The 15,610-nt window shown below is 67.4% G+C and carries 14 protein-coding genes; 11 read left to right on the top strand and 3 right to left on the bottom strand.

The window, feature by feature from the left end:
* Positions 1-5: 5 nt before the first annotated feature.
* Positions 6-578, top strand: coding sequence for a hydrogenase maturation protease (locus tag ACFRJ8_RS20555; protein ID WP_377988210.1), 573 nt, complete (start codon positions 6-8; stop codon positions 576-578).
* A 27-nt stretch (positions 579-605) separates the two neighbouring features.
* Positions 606-866: a HypC/HybG/HupF family hydrogenase formation chaperone gene (locus ACFRJ8_RS20560; protein WP_377988211.1), complete on the top strand. Its 261-nt coding sequence runs from the start codon at positions 606-608 to the stop codon at positions 864-866.
* Between the two features lie 99 nt (positions 867-965).
* Here ACFRJ8_RS20560 and ACFRJ8_RS20565 read toward each other — a convergent pair whose 3' ends face one another.
* Positions 966-1,736 (bottom strand): DUF6390 family protein, encoded by a 771-nt coding sequence (locus tag ACFRJ8_RS20565; protein WP_377988212.1) that lies wholly within the window; start codon positions 1,734-1,736, stop codon positions 966-968.
* A 195-nt stretch (positions 1,737-1,931) separates the two neighbouring features.
* Between ACFRJ8_RS20565 and ACFRJ8_RS20570 the strand changes: the two genes are divergently transcribed.
* The 3 genes from ACFRJ8_RS20570 to ACFRJ8_RS20580 are packed head-to-tail and all read left to right on the top strand — an operon-like array spanning position 1,932 to position 4,906.
* The gene (locus ACFRJ8_RS20570) at positions 1,932-3,098 is read left to right on the top strand and encodes an ABC transporter substrate-binding protein (RefSeq protein ID WP_377988213.1); all 1,167 of its coding nucleotides are present in this window, start codon (positions 1,932-1,934) and stop codon (positions 3,096-3,098) included.
* Positions 3,088-4,164 (top strand): FecCD family ABC transporter permease, encoded by a 1,077-nt coding sequence (locus ACFRJ8_RS20575; RefSeq protein WP_377988214.1) that lies wholly within the window; start codon positions 3,088-3,090, stop codon positions 4,162-4,164. The genes ACFRJ8_RS20570 and ACFRJ8_RS20575 overlap by 11 nt, the downstream gene beginning before the upstream one ends.
* The gene (locus ACFRJ8_RS20580; protein ID WP_377988215.1) at positions 4,157-4,906 is read left to right on the top strand and encodes an ABC transporter ATP-binding protein; all 750 of its coding nucleotides are present in this window, start codon (positions 4,157-4,159) and stop codon (positions 4,904-4,906) included. The genes ACFRJ8_RS20575 and ACFRJ8_RS20580 overlap by 8 nt, the downstream gene beginning before the upstream one ends.
* Positions 4,907-5,020: 114 nt before the next feature.
* Here the strand turns inward: ACFRJ8_RS20580 and ACFRJ8_RS20585 are convergent, their stop codons facing one another.
* Positions 5,021-6,379, bottom strand: a complete 1,359-nt coding sequence (locus tag ACFRJ8_RS20585) for a cation:dicarboxylate symporter family transporter (protein WP_377988216.1) — start codon at positions 6,377-6,379, stop codon at positions 5,021-5,023.
* Between the two features lie 139 nt (positions 6,380-6,518).
* On the opposite strand from ACFRJ8_RS20585, the gene ACFRJ8_RS20590 reads away from it, so the two are divergent.
* The gene (locus ACFRJ8_RS20590; protein ID WP_377988217.1) at positions 6,519-8,258 is read left to right on the top strand and encodes an ATP-binding protein; all 1,740 of its coding nucleotides are present in this window, start codon (positions 6,519-6,521) and stop codon (positions 8,256-8,258) included.
* Positions 8,255-8,980 carry a response regulator gene (locus ACFRJ8_RS20595; RefSeq protein WP_377988218.1) on the top strand — a complete coding sequence of 242 codons (726 nt, stop codon included), beginning with the start codon at positions 8,255-8,257 and terminating at the stop codon, positions 8,978-8,980. Before ACFRJ8_RS20590 ends, ACFRJ8_RS20595 begins: the two co-directional genes overlap by 4 nt.
* 189 nt (positions 8,981-9,169) lie before the next feature.
* Here ACFRJ8_RS20595 and ACFRJ8_RS20600 read toward each other — a convergent pair whose 3' ends face one another.
* Positions 9,170-11,080 (bottom strand): AMP-binding protein, encoded by a 1,911-nt coding sequence (locus ACFRJ8_RS20600; protein WP_377988219.1) that lies wholly within the window; start codon positions 11,078-11,080, stop codon positions 9,170-9,172.
* Between the two features lie 198 nt (positions 11,081-11,278).
* On the opposite strand from ACFRJ8_RS20600, the gene ACFRJ8_RS20605 reads away from it, so the two are divergent.
* From ACFRJ8_RS20605 to ACFRJ8_RS20620, 4 genes are read left to right on the top strand one after another with little or no spacing between them, the layout of a single operon-like run.
* Positions 11,279-11,935 carry a GntR family transcriptional regulator gene (locus ACFRJ8_RS20605; RefSeq protein ID WP_377988220.1) on the top strand — a complete coding sequence of 219 codons (657 nt, stop codon included), beginning with the start codon at positions 11,279-11,281 and terminating at the stop codon, positions 11,933-11,935.
* Positions 11,928-13,448 (top strand): MmgE/PrpD family protein, encoded by a 1,521-nt coding sequence (locus ACFRJ8_RS20610; RefSeq protein ID WP_377988221.1) that lies wholly within the window; start codon positions 11,928-11,930, stop codon positions 13,446-13,448. The genes ACFRJ8_RS20605 and ACFRJ8_RS20610 overlap by 8 nt, the downstream gene beginning before the upstream one ends.
* On the top strand, positions 13,448-14,350 hold the full coding sequence (prpB, locus tag ACFRJ8_RS20615) for a methylisocitrate lyase (protein WP_377988222.1): 903 nt from the start codon (positions 13,448-13,450) through the stop codon (positions 14,348-14,350). The genes ACFRJ8_RS20610 and prpB overlap by 1 nt, the downstream gene beginning before the upstream one ends.
* A 59-nt stretch (positions 14,351-14,409) precedes the next feature.
* Positions 14,410-15,549, top strand: a complete 1,140-nt coding sequence (locus tag ACFRJ8_RS20620; protein WP_377988223.1) for a bifunctional 2-methylcitrate synthase/citrate synthase — start codon at positions 14,410-14,412, stop codon at positions 15,547-15,549.
* Positions 15,550-15,610 lie beyond the last annotated feature (61 nt).

Genomic DNA, 15,610 nt, shown 5'->3' on the forward strand with positions numbered 1-15,610 from the left:
CCGATGTGAGCGGGGTTCTCGTGGCCGGCGTGGGGAACGTGTTCCTGAGCGACGACGGATTCGGACCGGCCGTCGCCCGCCGCCTGGCGGAGGAGGTGTCCGGCCTGCCCGGCTGGGCGCCTGAGCAGGTGCAGGTGCGGGACTACGGGGTCCGCGGGCTGCACCTTGCTTACGATCTCCTGGACGGGGTGGATGCGCTGGTGCTCGTGGATGTGCTTCCGGCCCCGGCGGACGGGAGCACCAGCGCCGGTACGCTCCGGATCCTGAAGATCCGGGCGGAGGATCTGGAACCCGGCGGCCTGTTGACGCCGGCCGGACTGCCGGTCAACCCGGGGTTCGATCCGCATGGCATGGACCCCCTGGCCGTCCTGCGCCGCCTCCGCATCCTGGGCGGATCGCTGCCGGAGACCTACCTCGTGGGTTGCATCGCGGGCCGAACAGACGACGGCATGGAGCTGTCCGAGGAAGTGTCCCGTGCCGTCCCCGCGGCCGTGGAGGCAGTGCGCACCCTGGTCACGGCCCGCATATCGTCCGCGGACGCAGCGACCGCGAGCGCGGGCCCAGATGCCGCAGGGTGAGAAGAACGGGCTGAGGAGGAAGCGCGGATGTGCTTGGGAATACCAGGCCGGATCATCGAAGTGATCGACGGCTATAACGGGCAGCTGGCCCTCGTGGATGTGGCAGGCGTGCAGCGAAAGATCAACATCGGGCTCCTCGACGACGGTCCGTTGGAGAGCGGCACGTGGGTCCTGATCCACATGGGCTTCGCGCTGGAGCGTGTGGACCAGGATGGCGCCGACAGTGCGATGACCGGACTGGAGCTCATGGGCCGGGGCCCGGACCCTACTGACCCCGGACCCTACTGACACCGGATCCTACTGACACCGTCCCGTAGCCTTACCCCGATCACTGTCCGGGGCTCACTGTCCGGGATTCACTGTCCGGGATTCACAGTCCGGAAATCACTATTCCAGGGCAATCGCGGCGCCGCGGTGCTCCACGCCGGAATTGGCGATCTTGAGGTGGCGGGCAAAGTAGTGCTGGAGCCGGTGGAGCTGGCCGGGCGTCAAGCGGTCGCATACCCAGTCCCAATGGAGGGACACCATGTCGCCCGCCGCGAGGTCGGCGATGAACCCGGTCCCGGCCACGGCGTACCTGGCCGTCTCGACCACCGGCCCGCCGAGCGAGAGCGCAATTCCGTCCCAGACCAGGGGCCGTGAGCGCACCAGGGCGTTGTCCCCTTCGACGGCCACCACTTCGCCCCACCGGATGCGGCACTGGTCCAGGACGTTCAGTGCCGTGGATGAGCGTCGATCATCGCGCAGGAGTCCGAGCCACGGATAGATTTCCAGCACATGGAAGCTGTGGTGCGGCACGCCGCCGGCGATGACCCCTTCCATCAGGTGCGGAAACTGATGGCCGGTCCGTGCGCGGAACCTGTCCTCCATGGAATTGCCGATGCTGCGCACACCCACGGAGTCCAGCAGAGCGTTTCCCACCCAGTAGGCCTCCACTACCCCGTAATCAAGCGGGTCCGGGTTGCCTGTGGCACCGGCGATGAGCTCCAGGTACGGCCACGCACCGGCGAACCCCTTGGCAAGTTCGCGCAGGCCCGCGTCGGTCACCCCGGACTGGCCGTAGTGCAGCAGCGCGTCGCTGTCAGGCGGCCCGCAACTGCCCCGAGAATTCGGCGGATATGCGTACCGGACAAAGAGTTGAGCGCCGTTGACTTGCATCCCGTGGCCTCGTTTCACAGGGGATAAATGTGAGGCTAGCACCGCCGCCGGATCGCTAACAATGCCCGCATTGCACGGATTGACACCCCTGCGCATTCGGCAGATGCTGTGAGGGAATGCCGTCCCGGGATCATTGGTGTTGCCGGCGCGGAGCGAATGGCCGCCCCTGTGCGGTCCTTCCCGGGAGGTAGGCCGATGAACATCCCCGAAGCCAACCGACGATCAGTACTGGCAGCGGCCCTCTACGGTGGAGGGGCGCTGTTCGTTGCTTCCTGTGCCCCGGGAAACTCGTCGCCACAGTCCACGCCGCCGGTAGGTACCTCACCACCGGGTTCCGCCTCCGGTTCGGCCGGGATCCAGGTAACGGACCAGCGCGGGACCGTGCTGAGTTTCGACCGCCCGGTCACCCGTGTGGTGACCATCCCCATGCCGGCCGCTTCCCTGCTGGTCGCCGTCGACGAGGGCGCAAGCCATCTTGCCGGGATGCACAACGCCTCCTGGGTCGCCATGCGCGACGGCATCATGGGCACCATGTACCCGGAGGCCCTGAATATTCCGCACGACATCGCCACGACCGATTTCACCCCCAATGTCGAGAGCATCCGGGCGCTGAACCCCGACGTCGTGGTCCAGTGGAGCGATCCGCAACTGACAGCTCCGCTGGAACAGGCAGGAATGAAAGTCCTGGGAATCACGAATTCCGGGACGCAGCAGGATGTGGACACCTGGACCGCGTTCTTCGCGACGATGCTGGGGCAGCCGGACCGGGCTGTGCAGATGAAGGCGCGCAGTGACGAGCACCAGAAATCCATTCAGGCCGAGGCCGCCTCCCGCGGCACCGGCGGCCCGGGCATCATCTACTTCAACAGGTTCAGTGGCGGGCTCAAGGTTGCCGGAAACGGCAGCTACAACGACTACTACATCAAGCTCGTCGGCGCACACAATCCGGCAACTGGCCCGCAGGGGCTCCAGGGCAAGGGCATGGTGGGCGTGGACGTCGAACAGGTCCTGGCCTGGAATCCGGAGGTCATCCTGCTCGGGAACTTCGACGAAGCGATGCCCGGGGACCTCTACGGCAACCCGGTGTGGCAAAGCGTGTCCGCCGTGCGTTCCCAGCGTGTCTACAAGGTCCCGCTGGGCGGATACCGCTGGGATCCCCCCAGCCAGGAATCGCCGCTCATGTGGCGCTGGCTTAGCGACATCAGTTTCCCCTCCGGCAACCGGTCCGCGTTGCGGGACGAGACCAGCGACTACTTCGATTTCCTGTACCGTCACCGGCCAACAGCGCCGGAGATGGACAAGATCCTGTGGACTGACGTCAATGGCGCCTCGGCCAACTACCGGCAGTTCGATGCTTCGTGAGGCCCAGCCTCTGACCACGGGTTACCTTGACGGCCGCCGGGGACCGGGGCTGCGCCAGGTTCTCGGGCCATGCCTGCTCGCCCTGGCCCTCTTGGCGGCCGTGTCGGCGCTCGCACTCGCCAGCGGCCGCTACAACGTGTCCCTCCCCCATGTCGCGGAAATCCTGGCCTCCCGGGTGTTTCCGATCGGATCAAACCTGCCCGCGGCCGAGGAAAACGTGGTGCTGCTGGTCAGGTTGCCCAGGGTCCTGCTGGCCACGCTGGTCGGTGGTGGCCTCGCAATCGGCGGGGCCGCGCTGCAGGCCGTGTTCCGCAATCCCCTGGTCAGCCCGGAGGTCATCGGCGTTTCATCCGGGGCCTCCTTCGGGGGTGCCCTGGCCCTGCTGCTGGGCCTGGGTCCCCTGGCCCTCGTCGGCGGATCGTTCGGCTTCGGGTTGCTGGCACTGGCCATCGTCTTCCTCATCACCTCCGGCCGGGGCGGAGCGCACATCCTCATGGTCGTCCTCGGGGGCATCGTCACGGCGTCGTTCTTCTCCGCCTTGGTGGCGCTGGTGACGTATCTGGCGGACCCGTTCACCACCCTTCCCGCGATCGTCTTCTGGTTGCTTGGCAGTGTCGCCACCGCCACCTGGGCGAAGGTGCTGGTGGCTTTCATTCCGATCGCTGCCGGCGGCGTCGTCCTGCTGGCGCTGCGGTGGCGGGTCAATATCCTCTCGCTCGGCGACGACGACGCCACGGCTCTGGGGCTCCGGCCGCGGCCGCTGCGCTGGACGGTCCTCTCCGCCGTGGCCCTCATGGTGGCCGGGGCTGTGGCCGTCAGCGGCGTCATCAGTTGGGTGGGGCTGGTCATCCCGCACCTGGCGCGGATGTGGGTGGGCCCGGACCACCGGGTCCTGCTGCCGGTCTCATTCCTGCTGGGCGGGGCGTACCTCGTCGCCATCGACACCATCGCCCGCACCGCCACGGCCGGCGAAATCCCGCTGGGCGTCCTCACCGCACTGATCGGGGCACCGGTCTTCTTCGTGCTGTTGCGCCGGAACCGGGAGAGGATCTGGGACGGTGCTTGAGCTGCGCGGGGCCGGGTTTGGCTATTCACCGCAGAACTGGGTGTTCAAGGATCTGAGCTTCTCGGTGCCGCCGGGCACCGTGACTGCGGTCCTGGGACCCAACGGCAGCGGCAAAACGACACTGGTGCGCTGCGCGGCCGGCCTGCTGGCCGTCCAGGAAGGGGCGGTGCGCAGGTCCGAGACGGCCGGCTACGTTCCCCAGGCCCGCGGCAGCACGTTCGGCTACTCGGCCCTGGACATGGTGGTCATGGGCCGTGCCCGCCACATCGGCGTCTTCCGCTCCCCCGGCAGCCGGGACAGGGCTGCCGCGCTCCAGGCCATGGACCGGGTGGGGATCGCCGCCCTGGCCGACCGGCTGTTTCCCACCCTGAGCGGGGGCGAGCAGCAGCTGGTCCTCATTGCGCGGGCCGTCGCGGGCGGTTCGCGGCTCCTTGTCCTGGACGAGCCGTCCACCGGGCTGGACCTGAAAAACCAGGTCCGGGTCCTGCAGCTCCTGAGGGAACTCGTGCGGACCGGGATGTCGCTGCTGGTGAGCACCCATCACCCGGACCATGCCCTGTTCCTGGCAGACTCGGTGGTCCTCATGGGCGCCGAGGGTGTGGTGACCGGTCCTGCCGGCCCGCTCCTCGCCGATGCGCAGCTCTCGGCCCTGTACGGCGTCCGTGTCAGCACCCTGAACTACGACGACGCCGGGACGCCCCGCCGGACGGTGGTCACCCCATTCGGCGCGGACGAGGGCTGAACCGAACGCCGGAACGCCCGGCAGCTTGGCTGCCGGGCGCTCCGGGCGTCATGTAGCGGTGGTGGGTCCGGTCCGGCTAGGGCCGGAGTTCGGGCTTGGGTTGAAGGGTGGGGTTCAGGCGTGCGCCAGGACCGGCTGCGCCGGTTCTTCGACGGCGTCCTGTACACCGCTGTGGCCGGCGAGCATGGTCTCTTCGTCGAACGGCTCGGCACCGGCGAGGACACGGTCCACGCGTCCGCCGTCGATCTCCTTGACCCAGGTGCCGATCAGCACCGTGGCGACGGCATTGCCGGTGAAGTTGGTCAGGGCGCGAGCCTCGGACATGAACCGGTCGATGCCGACGATCATGCCCACGCCGCCCAGCAGCTGAGGTGCATGCGCCTGGAGTCCGGCGGCCAGCGTGGCCAGGCCGGCGCCGGTAACGCCGGCGGCACCCTTGGAGGCGATGATCATGAAGACCAGCAGGGAAACCTGGGCGCCAAGGTCCAGCGGCGTGCCCATGGCGTTGGCGACGAAGAGCGCGGCCATGGTCAGGTAGATGGCGGTGCCGTCCAGGTTGAAGGAATAGCCCGTGGGGACGGTGACGCCGACCACCGGCTTGGACACGCCGAGGTGTTCCATCTTCGCGATCAGGCGGGGCAGCGCGGCTTCGGAGGAAGAGGTGGAGAAGATCAGCAGGTATTCGCGGCCCAGGTACTTCATGAGCTTGAAGATGCTGACGCCGGCGACCACCTTGAGCAGGCCGCCGAGGATCACGACGATGAACAGGGCGCAGGTGATGTAGAAGGCGCCCATCAGAGTGGCCATGCTGATGATGGCCTGGAAGCCGGTGGCACCGACGACGGCGGCGATCGCACCGAAGGCTCCGACGGGGGCCAGCCACATGATCATGATGAGGATGCGGAACACCAGGGCCTGTCCGTAGCCCACGGCCTTGAGGATCGGGGCTCCCTGCGGGCCCATCTTCTGCAGGGCGAAGCCGACCAGGATCGCGGCGAGGAGAGTCGGCAGCACGGGAATGTCGCCCGGGATGATGCCGAGCAGGAAGTCAACGGTGCTGTCGACCGCCGCCTTCTTGTTGGGATCGTAGGGGGCGAGCTTGAGGCCCTCGCCCGGGTGGATCAGGTTGCCCACCACAAGGCCGATCGCCAGGGCAAAGGTGGACATGACGACGAAGTAGCCGAGCGCCAGGCCGCCGACCTTGCCTACCGTGGCGGCCTTGGCGATGGAGCCGATGCCCAGCACGATCGTGCAGAAGATCACGGGCGCGATCATCATCTTGATGAGTTTTATGAAGCCGTCGCCCAGCGGCTTGAGGGACTTGCCGACCTCGGGGAACATCAGACCGATAACGGCACCTGCAATGACGGCGACGATGACTGCAATGTAAAGGTAGTGGGACTTGTCCAGTCCCTTGCGCTTCTTGGCCAGCGTTGCGGCCGGTGCTGCCGACTCTCCTCGTTGAGAGGCCATGGTGTTTCTCCTTGGATAGGCTGGACTTTCGTGAGGCCCACTCTGTGGTCCGCTCGGTCCGTTCTTGCGTGTACCACCATCATTGATGACAAGGTGACGCGCATCACCCTTGCGTTCATATTGGTCATGGAAGGTGTTGATGATCCACCGCTGGAGCATCGCCCGCAGGCTGTTTGCGGCCAATCTGCTGTTCATCGTGGCGTTGACGGCCATCGTGGGCACGGCCACGTTCGTCGATGCACGCGATCAGGCCTATGACGAGGCCGGACGCCGGATGGCAGGCATTGCCACCACGGTGGCCGACGCTCCCTTCGTCCTGCAGGCGGCGAGCGCCGCCGACCCGTCAGCCCTGCTCCAGCCATACGCCCTGAAGGTCATGAACGACGCCGGCGCGGATTTCGTCACGATCATGGCCCCGGACCGGACGCGGTGGACCCATCCGCGCAATGAGGAACTGGGCAAGCCGTATATCGGTTCCATCGACGCAGCCCTCAACGGCCGGGTTTTCACGGAGGTCACGGCCGGCACCCTCGGCCCGTCCGTGCGCACCATCGCCCCGGTCAAAGGTGCGGACGGCAAGGTGCGGGCGCTGGTGGCCGCGGGCGTGACGGTCCGGACGGTGGATGTGGCGGTCTCCGGCCGGCTGCCGGCGGTGCTGGCGATCGCCCTGGCGCTGCTGGTAGGTGGTTCGCTTGCATCCTGGCTCCTGGGACGGTATCTGCGCCGGGTGACCCGCGGCTGGGGACCCGAACAGCTGGGCCAGCTCTTCGCGTACTACGAATCTGTGCTGCATTCTGTGCGTGAGGGCGTGATCCTCATCGACCCGCAGGGCAAAGTGGTGATGTACAACGATCAGGCCGCCGACCTGCTGGGATTGCCGAAGCAGTCGGCCGACGGCGCTGCCGCTGCCGGGACGGATGCTGCCAGTACGGCCGCCAACGGCGCCACAGGCGGGCGCCAGACGGCGCCCTCCCTCGCGGACTTGCCGCTGGCACCCAGCCTGAAGGAACTCTTCGAATCCGGGCGGACGGCGCTCGACGAGATCCATCTGACCGGGTCCCGGGTCCTGGTGGTCAACCAGGGCCCTGCGGTGGGCCCTGCATCCACTGCAGGCCGCCAGCGGGGAGCGGCTTCCGGGGCTGCCGTCTCAGGAGCACCTGCCCACGGCACTCCTGTTTACGGCACTGTGGCCACCATCCGCGACCGCACCGAAATCGAATCCCTCGGCAGCGAACTCGAAACCATGCGCACGCTCTCGGACGCCCTTCGGGCCCAGACCCACGAGCACGCCAACCGCCTCCACACGATCGTCTCGCTCATGGAACTGGGCCGGGCGCCCGAGGCGCTGGACTTCGCCACGAAGGACATGGAACTGAGCCAGCGGCTGACGGACGACCTTGTCAGTTCCATCGAGGAACCCGTGCTCGGCGCCCTGATCATGGGCAAGGCAGCCGAGGCGCACGAACGCGGCGTCGAACTGATCCTGAACACTTCCGGCTCGACGGCGGTGACCGGACTGGCCGTGCAGGACCTTGTGGCCATCCTCGGGAACCTGCTGGACAACGCGATCGACGCCGCGGCCGAAGCGCCGGCGCCCCGGCTCGTGGAGCTGACTGTCGAGACCACCGGGTCCGCCCTCGAAATCACCGTGGAAGACAGCGGGCCCGGGATCGACCCCGCGGCCGTGGACGACGTCTTCCGCCACGGCTTCAGCACCAAGGCACCTGGGCCTTTCGGGCGCGGCCTCGGGCTGGCCCTGGTCCGCCAGGCCGTGCAGCGGCTGGGCGGTACCATGACAATCACCAGCCCGGCCGGGGCGCTGTTCCGCGTCACACTGCCGACCACAACCCTGCCGGTCACAAAAGAGGGACAGCCATGAGCGACATCCGGGTGCTCGTCGTCGAAGACGAGCCCATCGCCGCCGCAGCGCACGCCGCCTACATTGAGAGGCTGGACGGTTTCACTTTGGCAGGATCCGCGCCGGACGGGCAGTCTGCCCTGCGCCTGCTCACGGACTTCGCGGCGGCGGGCAACCCGGTGGAGCTGGTGCTGCTGGACATGAACCTCCCAGACCTGCACGGGCTGGACATCGCCCGCCGGATGCGGGCGGCCGGGCTCTTCGCGGACATCATCGCCATCACCGCCGTGCGGGAACTGAACATCGTCCGCAGCGCGGTGGCCACCGGCGTGGTCCAGTACCTGATCAAGCCGTTCACCTACGCAACGTTCGCGGACAAACTCGCCAGCTACCGGCAGTTCCGCGAGCAACTGGCTTCGCCGGTGACCGGCGTCGCGGGGGCCCGGGCGTCCCAAAGCGATGTGGACCAGGCCTTCGCCAGCCTGCGCGCCCCCTCCGAGGTGTCGCTGCCCAAGGGGCTGGCGGTGTCCACGCTGGAGTCCGTCCAGGACTACATCAAGGAGCAGGACGGGGCGGTCTCGGCCAGCGAGGTCATGGAGGCGCTCGGGATGTCCCGGGTCACCGCCCGGCGCTACCTCGAATACCTCGCCGACGCCGGAACGGTTTCCCGCGCCGCACGCTATGGCGCCCCGGGCCGGCCGGAGAACGAATACCGCTGGACTCGGCCGCGGCCCCAGCAGTAGACCCAGCCGCGCGCCGGCAGTGGGTGGCTCCCCCGTCGGGCGTCACGCAGCGCCGAGTTTCGGGATGGCCCCATCCGGCACGACGGCGGATCCCCGCCGTCGTGCATCCCCGAGGCCCAATGGAGGCCCAGCGGAGGGGTCCGAAAGCCTGCCCTGCGTGACGCGGCGCTGCGACGCGGCGTTGGCAGGCTACTCCGGAGCGGCGGGGCGCAGGGTTTCGAGCAGCCGGTCGATCACGCCGGCATCCTCGATCGTAGACGGCACCACGTAGTCGTCTCCGTCGGCGATCTGGCGCATGGTCTTGCGCAGGATCTTTCCGGACCGGGTCTTGGGCAGCGCCTCCACCACCGTGACGTGCTTGAAATCCGCCACGGCCCCGATGTCGCGCCGGACCAGGGCGATCAGATCCTTGGCCAGGATGTCCTCTTCAATGTCCACCCCGGATTTGAGGACCACGTAGCCGCTGGGACGCTGGCCCTTGAGCGGATCGGCGAGTCCGATCACCGCGCATTCGGCCACTGCCGGGTGCTGGCCGATCACTTGTTCCATGGCGCCGGTGGAGAGCCGGTGTCCGGCGACGTTAATGATGTCGTCGGTGCGGCCCATGACAAAGACATAGCCGTCCTTGTCCCGGTAGCCGGAGTCGCCCGTGGCGTAGTAACCCTCAAATGCCTGCAGGTAAGAGGAAATGTAGCGTTCGTCGTTGCGCCACAGCGTGGTCAGGGTGCCGGGCGGCAGGGGCAGGCCCAGGACGATGTTGCCTTCCGTGCCCGCCTCGACGTCCCCGCCCGCGCCGTCGACGATGTTGAGCCGGAAGCCGGGCATCGGGACGCTCGGCGAGCCGGCCTTGATCGGCAGCCCGTCGAGGCCGCGGGGGTTGGCGCAGATGGCCCAGCCTGTCTCCGTCTGCCACCAGTGATCGACCACCGGAACGCCGAGGACCCGGGAGGCCCAGTGGAAGGTGTCGGTATCCAGCCGCTCGCCGGCCGCGAACAGGGTGCGCAGGCTGGAAATTTCGTACTTGTCCAGGAACTGGCCCTCGGGGTCGGCTTTCCGGATGGCACGCAGCGCGGTGGGCGCGGTGAACAGCACATTGACCTTGTGGTCCTGGATGACCCGCCAGAACGCCCCGGCGTCGGGCGTCCCCACCGGTTTGCCTTCGTACAGCACCGTGGTGGCGCCGGCCAGCAGCGGCCCGTACACAATGTAGGAGTGGCCCACCACCCAGCCGACATCCGAGGCGGTCCACATGACGTCCCCGGGGCCGACGTCGTAGATATTTTCCATGGTCCACTTCAGGGCCACGGCATGGCCGCCGTTGTCCCGCACCACGCCCTTCGGCGCCCCGGTGGTGCCGGAGGTGTAGAGGATATACAGCGGATCCGTGGCTGTGACATCCACCGGCGCGGCAGACTCGGCGGAGGCCATCTCGGCGTCCCAGTCGAGCCAGCCGGGCTGTTCGGCCGCCATGGACGCCACGGTGGTGCCGAAGCCTTCCCTGGCCTTGACCAGCACTGGGGTGTCCGGGGCGCCGGCGAGGCCCAGCGCCTCGGCGACGGCCGGCAGGTATTCAATCCGGCGCGATGGCTCGATGCCGCCGGACGCCGTCACCACCGCGGCGGGGGCGGCGTCGCGGATGCGGGCGGCGAGCTCCTTGGGGGCGAACCCGCCAAAGACTACCGAGTGCACGGCGCCGAGCCGTGCGGTGGCCAGCATCGCGACCACGGCCTCGGGGATCATCGGCATGTAAATCACCACGCGGTCGCCCTTGCCGACGCCGCTGCGGCGCAGGACTCCGGCGAACCGGGCCACCAGGTCTGTCAGTTCTGCATACGTGTAGCTCTGCTGCGTGCCCAACATCGCGGAGTCGTAGACCAGGGCGTCCTGCGCACCCCTGCCCTGGGCGACGTGCCGGTCGAGGGCGTTATAGGACGTGTTCAGGACTCCGTCCGGAAACCAGTCGTAGAGCGGTGCACGGCCGGAATCAAGGGCCCGCCGCGGTGGCGTCTGCCAGGAGATCCCGTCCGCGGCCTCCAGCCAGAACTCTGCGGGATGATCCAGGCTCCGCTCGTAGGCGGCCTGGTAGCTCTTGGTGACCATGACGTACATCCTGTCCACGACGTTGTGATGCAACCGATGATAGACAGAGTAGACCGGGGCGGACCGGCGTTTCAAGAGATTCTGTATACACAGCCCCTCCGTTTCAGCACTAATGGCCTAAATTGCTGGGCAAATCAGCCGCGCGTGTATACACTGTTGCTGTTCCATCGTTACAGAGCCACCACCGAAGGAGGCAGGATGCGCGCCAGCGACAAGGCCTACGCGGCCCTGCGCGACGACATCATCGAATGGCGCCTCCTGCCCGGAACCGTGCTCGCGGAAGTCGAACAGTCGGAGCGCCTCGGCATCTCCCGCACGCCGCTGCGGGAGGCCCTGAGCCGGCTCACCGCAGAGGGCCTGACGACGACGGGGGGCCGCGGCGTCGTCGTGACCGACATTTCCCTGGACGACATCGACGAACTGTTTGAACTGCGCGAAACCCTCGAAGGCAGGGCAGCCGCCCTGGCCGCCGAGCGCGGAGAACCCGCTACGTTCGAACAACTCCGGCGGGAACTGCTCAAGGCCCCGGACCTGATCGGCGGCCCGGATCCGGCCCTGCACGACTACTACGCCCTGGTTGGACGGCTGGACACGGCCATTGACGCCGCAATCTCCAACGCCTACCTCGTCCAGGCCATGCGCAGCCTCCGCGTCCACCTGGTGCGCGTCCGGCGCCTGGCAGCGGACGACGCCGCACGGCTCACCGCCGCTGCCGCCGAGCACGCCGCCATCGCCGAGGCGATCGCCGCCGGCAACCCGCGGCTGGCCGAGGCCGCCACCACGCTTCACCTGCACCGCAGTCTTTCGCACGTCAAAGCCACCCATACACCTCAGCAAAGGGAGCACCATGGTTAAGGAACACCACGTCCGCGTTTACAAGAGCGAGGAAAACCTGGGCCGCGAGGACCAGCTCGCCTACAAGATCGCCAAAGTGGCCGCGGATCCCGTGGATGTCACCGATGAGGTCACCGACATGGTGATCAACCGGATCATCGACAACGCCTCGGTGGCAATCGCGTCGCTGAACCGTGCCCCGATCGTCGCGGCCCGGGCCCAGTCCCTCACCCACGGCCCCAGCACCGGCGGCAAGGGCTCCAAGGTCTTCGGCATCGAGGAACGAGTCTCCCCCGAATGGGCCGCCTGGGCCAACGGCGTCGCGGTCCGCGAACTCGACTACCACGACACCTTCCTGGCCGCGGACTACTCGCACCCGGGCGACAACATCCCCCCGATCCTGGCCGTCGGCCAGCACGTCGGTTCCAGCGGCCAGGACCTGATCCGCGGCATCGCCACCGGCTACGAGATCCAGGTCAACCTGGTCAAGGCCATCTGCCTGCACAAGCACAAGATCGATCACGTGGCGCACCTCGGCCCGTCCGCCGCCGCCGGCATCGGCACCTTGCTGGGGCTCGACGTCGAGACCATCTTCCAGTCCGTCGGCCAGGCCCTGCACACCACCACCGCCACCCGGCAATCCCGCAAGGGCGAAATCTCCACTTGGAAGGCCCACGCCCCCGCGTTCGCCGGCAAGATGGCCGTCGAATCAGCGGACCGTGCGATGCGCGGCCAGACCTCCCCGGTGCCGATCTACGAAGGCGAAGACGGCGTGATCGCCTGGATGCTGGACGGTCCGGACGCCTCCTACACCGTGCCGCTGCCCGAAGCTGGCGAGGCTAAGCGGGCCATCATGGACACGTACACCAAGGAGCACTCGGCCGAATACCAGGCCCAGGCGTGGATCGACCTCGCCCGCAAGCTCAACGGCGAACACCCCGAGGTCACGGATCCGGCCAACGTCGATTCCGTGCTGATCAAGACCAGCCACCACACCCACTACGTGATCGGCTCCGGCGCCAACGACCCGCAGAAGTACGATCCCACGGCCAGCCGCGAGACGCTGGACCACTCGATCCCGTATATCTTCACCGTCGCCCTGCAGGACGGCCGCTGGCACCACGTGGACTCCTACGCCCCGGAACGCGCCGCCCGCCCCGACACTGTGGAACTCTGGCACAAGGTCAGCACGGTCGAGGACCCGGAATGGACCCGGCGCTACCACTCCCTGGACATCGCCGAGAAGGCCTTCGGCGGCACTGTGGAGATCACGCTCAAGGACGGCACCGTGATCACCGACGACATCGCGGTGGCCGATGCCCACCCGCTGGGCGCCCGCCCGTTCGCGCGGGAGCAGTACGTCAACAAGTTCCGCACCCTCGCCGCCGGCCTCGTGGCCGACGAGGAGATCGAGCGCTTCCTCGCCGCTGCCGCCCGGCTCCCCAAGCTCGCCGCCGGCGAGCTGGACCAGCTGAACATCCAGGCGGCCGACGGCGTGATCGACCTCGCCGCCGCCCCGAAGGGACTCTTCTAATGTTGTATTCGAAGGTCACGCCGGAGCAGAAGCGGATCCGGTTCCGCGAAATCCTCGCCTCCGGCACCATCGCCCAGTTCCCCGGCGCGTTCAACCCGCTCTCGGCGCGGCTGATCGAGGAGAAGGGCTTCGCCGGGGTGTACATTTCCGGCGCCGTCCTCGCCAACGACCTCGGCCTGCCGGACATAGGCCTGACCACCCTCACCGAGGTGGCCACCCGCGCCGGGCAGATCGCCCGGATGACGGACCTCCCGGCAATCGTCGACGCCGACACCGGCTTCGGCGAGCCCATGAACGTGGCCCGTTCGGTCCAGGAGCTCGAGAACGCCGGCCTGGCCGGCTGCCACATCGAGGACCAGTTCAACCCCAAGCGCTGCGGCCACCTCGACGGCAAGAACGTGGTGGACCTGGACACGGCCACCAAGCGGATCCGGGCCGCGGCCGATGCCAGGCGCGACCCGAACTTCCTGATCATGGCCCGCACCGACATCCGCGCCACAGACGGCCTGCAGGCCACCCAGGAGCGTGCCCGGGCCCTGGTCGAGGCCGGTGCGGACGCGATCTTCCCCGAGGCAATGAAGGACCTGAGCGAGTTCCAGGCCATCCGCGACGCCGTCGACGTCCCGATCCTGGCCAACATGACCGAATTCGGCCAAAGTGCCCTGTTCACCGTGGAGGAACTGGCCGGCGTCGGCGTCAATATGGTGATCTATCCGGTGACGCTGCTCCGTAGTGCCATGGGCGCTGCGGAGCGTACTCTGGAATCGATTAAGGCCGACGGAACCCAGGAGGCACAGGTTGGGAGCATGCTGACCCGTGCGCGTTTGTACGATCTTGTTGACTATGAGGCTTACAACCGTTTCGACACCGGGGTGTTTAATTTCCAAATTCCCGGTAAGTAAGCCCACACAGAACCACCGGCTCGTGCCGGTACAGGCGTCAGAGACAAAGGAGTTTCAGCATGGCTGAACAGGACATCAAAAAGGGCCTCGCCGGCGTCGTGGTTGACTACACCGCGGTCTCCAAGGTCAACCCGGACACCAACTCGCTGCTGTATCGCGGGTACCCTGTGCAGGAACTGGCCGCCAAGTGCAGCTTCGAGGAGGTCGCCTACCTGCTCTGGAACGGCGAGCTGCCCACCACGGACCAGTTAGCGGAGTTCACGGCCCGGGAACGTGCCGGCCGCGCCCTGGATCCCGTGGTCAAACAGGTGATCGACGCGCTGCCCATCACCGCGCACCCCATGGATGTCTGCCGCACCGCCACCTCGGTCATGGGTGCCCGGCACCCCTTGGCGGAGGATTCCTCGCGCGAAGCCAACCTGGCCAAGGCCGTTGACCTGTTCGCCGCGATGCCCGCCGTCGTGGCCTACGACCAGCGCCGCCGCCACGGCCAGGATGTGGTGGAGCCCCGCGAGGATCTGGGCTACGACGCCAACTTCCTCTGGATGACCTTCGGTGAGGAGGCCGTCCCCGAAGTGGTGGACGCGTTCAACGTCTCCATGATTTTGTACGCCGAGCACTCCTTCAATGCCTCCACCTTTACGGCCCGGGTGATCACCTCCACGCTCTCGGACCTGCACTCGGCCGTGACCGGCGCCATCGGCGCCCTCAAAGGCCCGCTCCACGGCGGCGCGAACGAGGCCGTCATGCACACCTTTGACGAGATCGGCATCAGGCCGGAAGAGTCACTGGAGGACGCTCACGTCCGGGCCAAGGCCTGGATGGAAAACGCCCTGGCCCACAAGAAGAAGGTCATGGGCTTCGGCCACCGCGTCTACAAGCACGGCGATTCCCGCGTCCCCACTATGAAGTCGGCCCTGGACAAGATGATCGCGCACTACGGCCGGCCCGAGCTGCTGGGCCTCTACAACGGGCTCGAGACGGCGATGGACGAGGCGAAGGGGATCAAACCGAACCTCGACTATCCGACCGGACCCACCTACCACCTCATGGGCTTCGACACCGCGACGTTCACTCCCCTGTTCGTCGCCAGCCGCATCACCGGCTGGACGGCGCACATCATGGAGCAGCTGGATTCGAACTCCCTGATCCGTCCGTTGAGCGAGTACAACGGCGTCGAGGAACGGCACCTGGCCTAAGACCGACCTCTGCGGCAGATACGCCAGCAAGCAAAAGCGCGGGCCGGCCACCTTTGAAAGG

Origin of the sequence: Arthrobacter sp. NPDC056886, assembly GCF_042788715.1 — a bacterium.
Classification (GTDB): Bacteria; Actinomycetota; Actinomycetes; order Actinomycetales; family Micrococcaceae; genus Arthrobacter.

Coding starts and splice junctions, on each gene's coding strand:
- prpB (WP_377988222.1), top strand. CDS start 13,448: ATGTTGTATTCGAAGGTCACGCCGGAGCAGAAGCGGATCCGGTTCCGC.
- ACFRJ8_RS20620 (WP_377988223.1), top strand. CDS start 14,410: ATGGCTGAACAGGACATCAAAAAGGGCCTCGCCGGCGTCGTGGTTGAC.
- ACFRJ8_RS20560 (WP_377988211.1), top strand. CDS start 606: ATGTGCTTGGGAATACCAGGCCGGATCATCGAAGTGATCGACGGCTAT.
- ACFRJ8_RS20610 (WP_377988221.1), top strand. CDS start 11,928: ATGGTTAAGGAACACCACGTCCGCGTTTACAAGAGCGAGGAAAACCTG.
- ACFRJ8_RS20565 (WP_377988212.1), bottom strand. CDS start 1,736: ATGCAAGTCAACGGCGCTCAACTCTTTGTCCGGTACGCATATCCGCCG.
- ACFRJ8_RS20585 (WP_377988216.1), bottom strand. CDS start 6,379: ATGGCCTCTCAACGAGGAGAGTCGGCAGCACCGGCCGCAACGCTGGCC.
- ACFRJ8_RS20595 (WP_377988218.1), top strand. CDS start 8,255: ATGAGCGACATCCGGGTGCTCGTCGTCGAAGACGAGCCCATCGCCGCC.
- ACFRJ8_RS20605 (WP_377988220.1), top strand. CDS start 11,279: ATGCGCGCCAGCGACAAGGCCTACGCGGCCCTGCGCGACGACATCATC.
- ACFRJ8_RS20575 (WP_377988214.1), top strand. CDS start 3,088: ATGCTTCGTGAGGCCCAGCCTCTGACCACGGGTTACCTTGACGGCCGC.
- ACFRJ8_RS20590 (WP_377988217.1), top strand. CDS start 6,519: ATGATCCACCGCTGGAGCATCGCCCGCAGGCTGTTTGCGGCCAATCTG.
- ACFRJ8_RS20600 (WP_377988219.1), bottom strand. CDS start 11,080: ATGGTCACCAAGAGCTACCAGGCCGCCTACGAGCGGAGCCTGGATCAT.
- ACFRJ8_RS20570 (WP_377988213.1), top strand. CDS start 1,932: ATGAACATCCCCGAAGCCAACCGACGATCAGTACTGGCAGCGGCCCTC.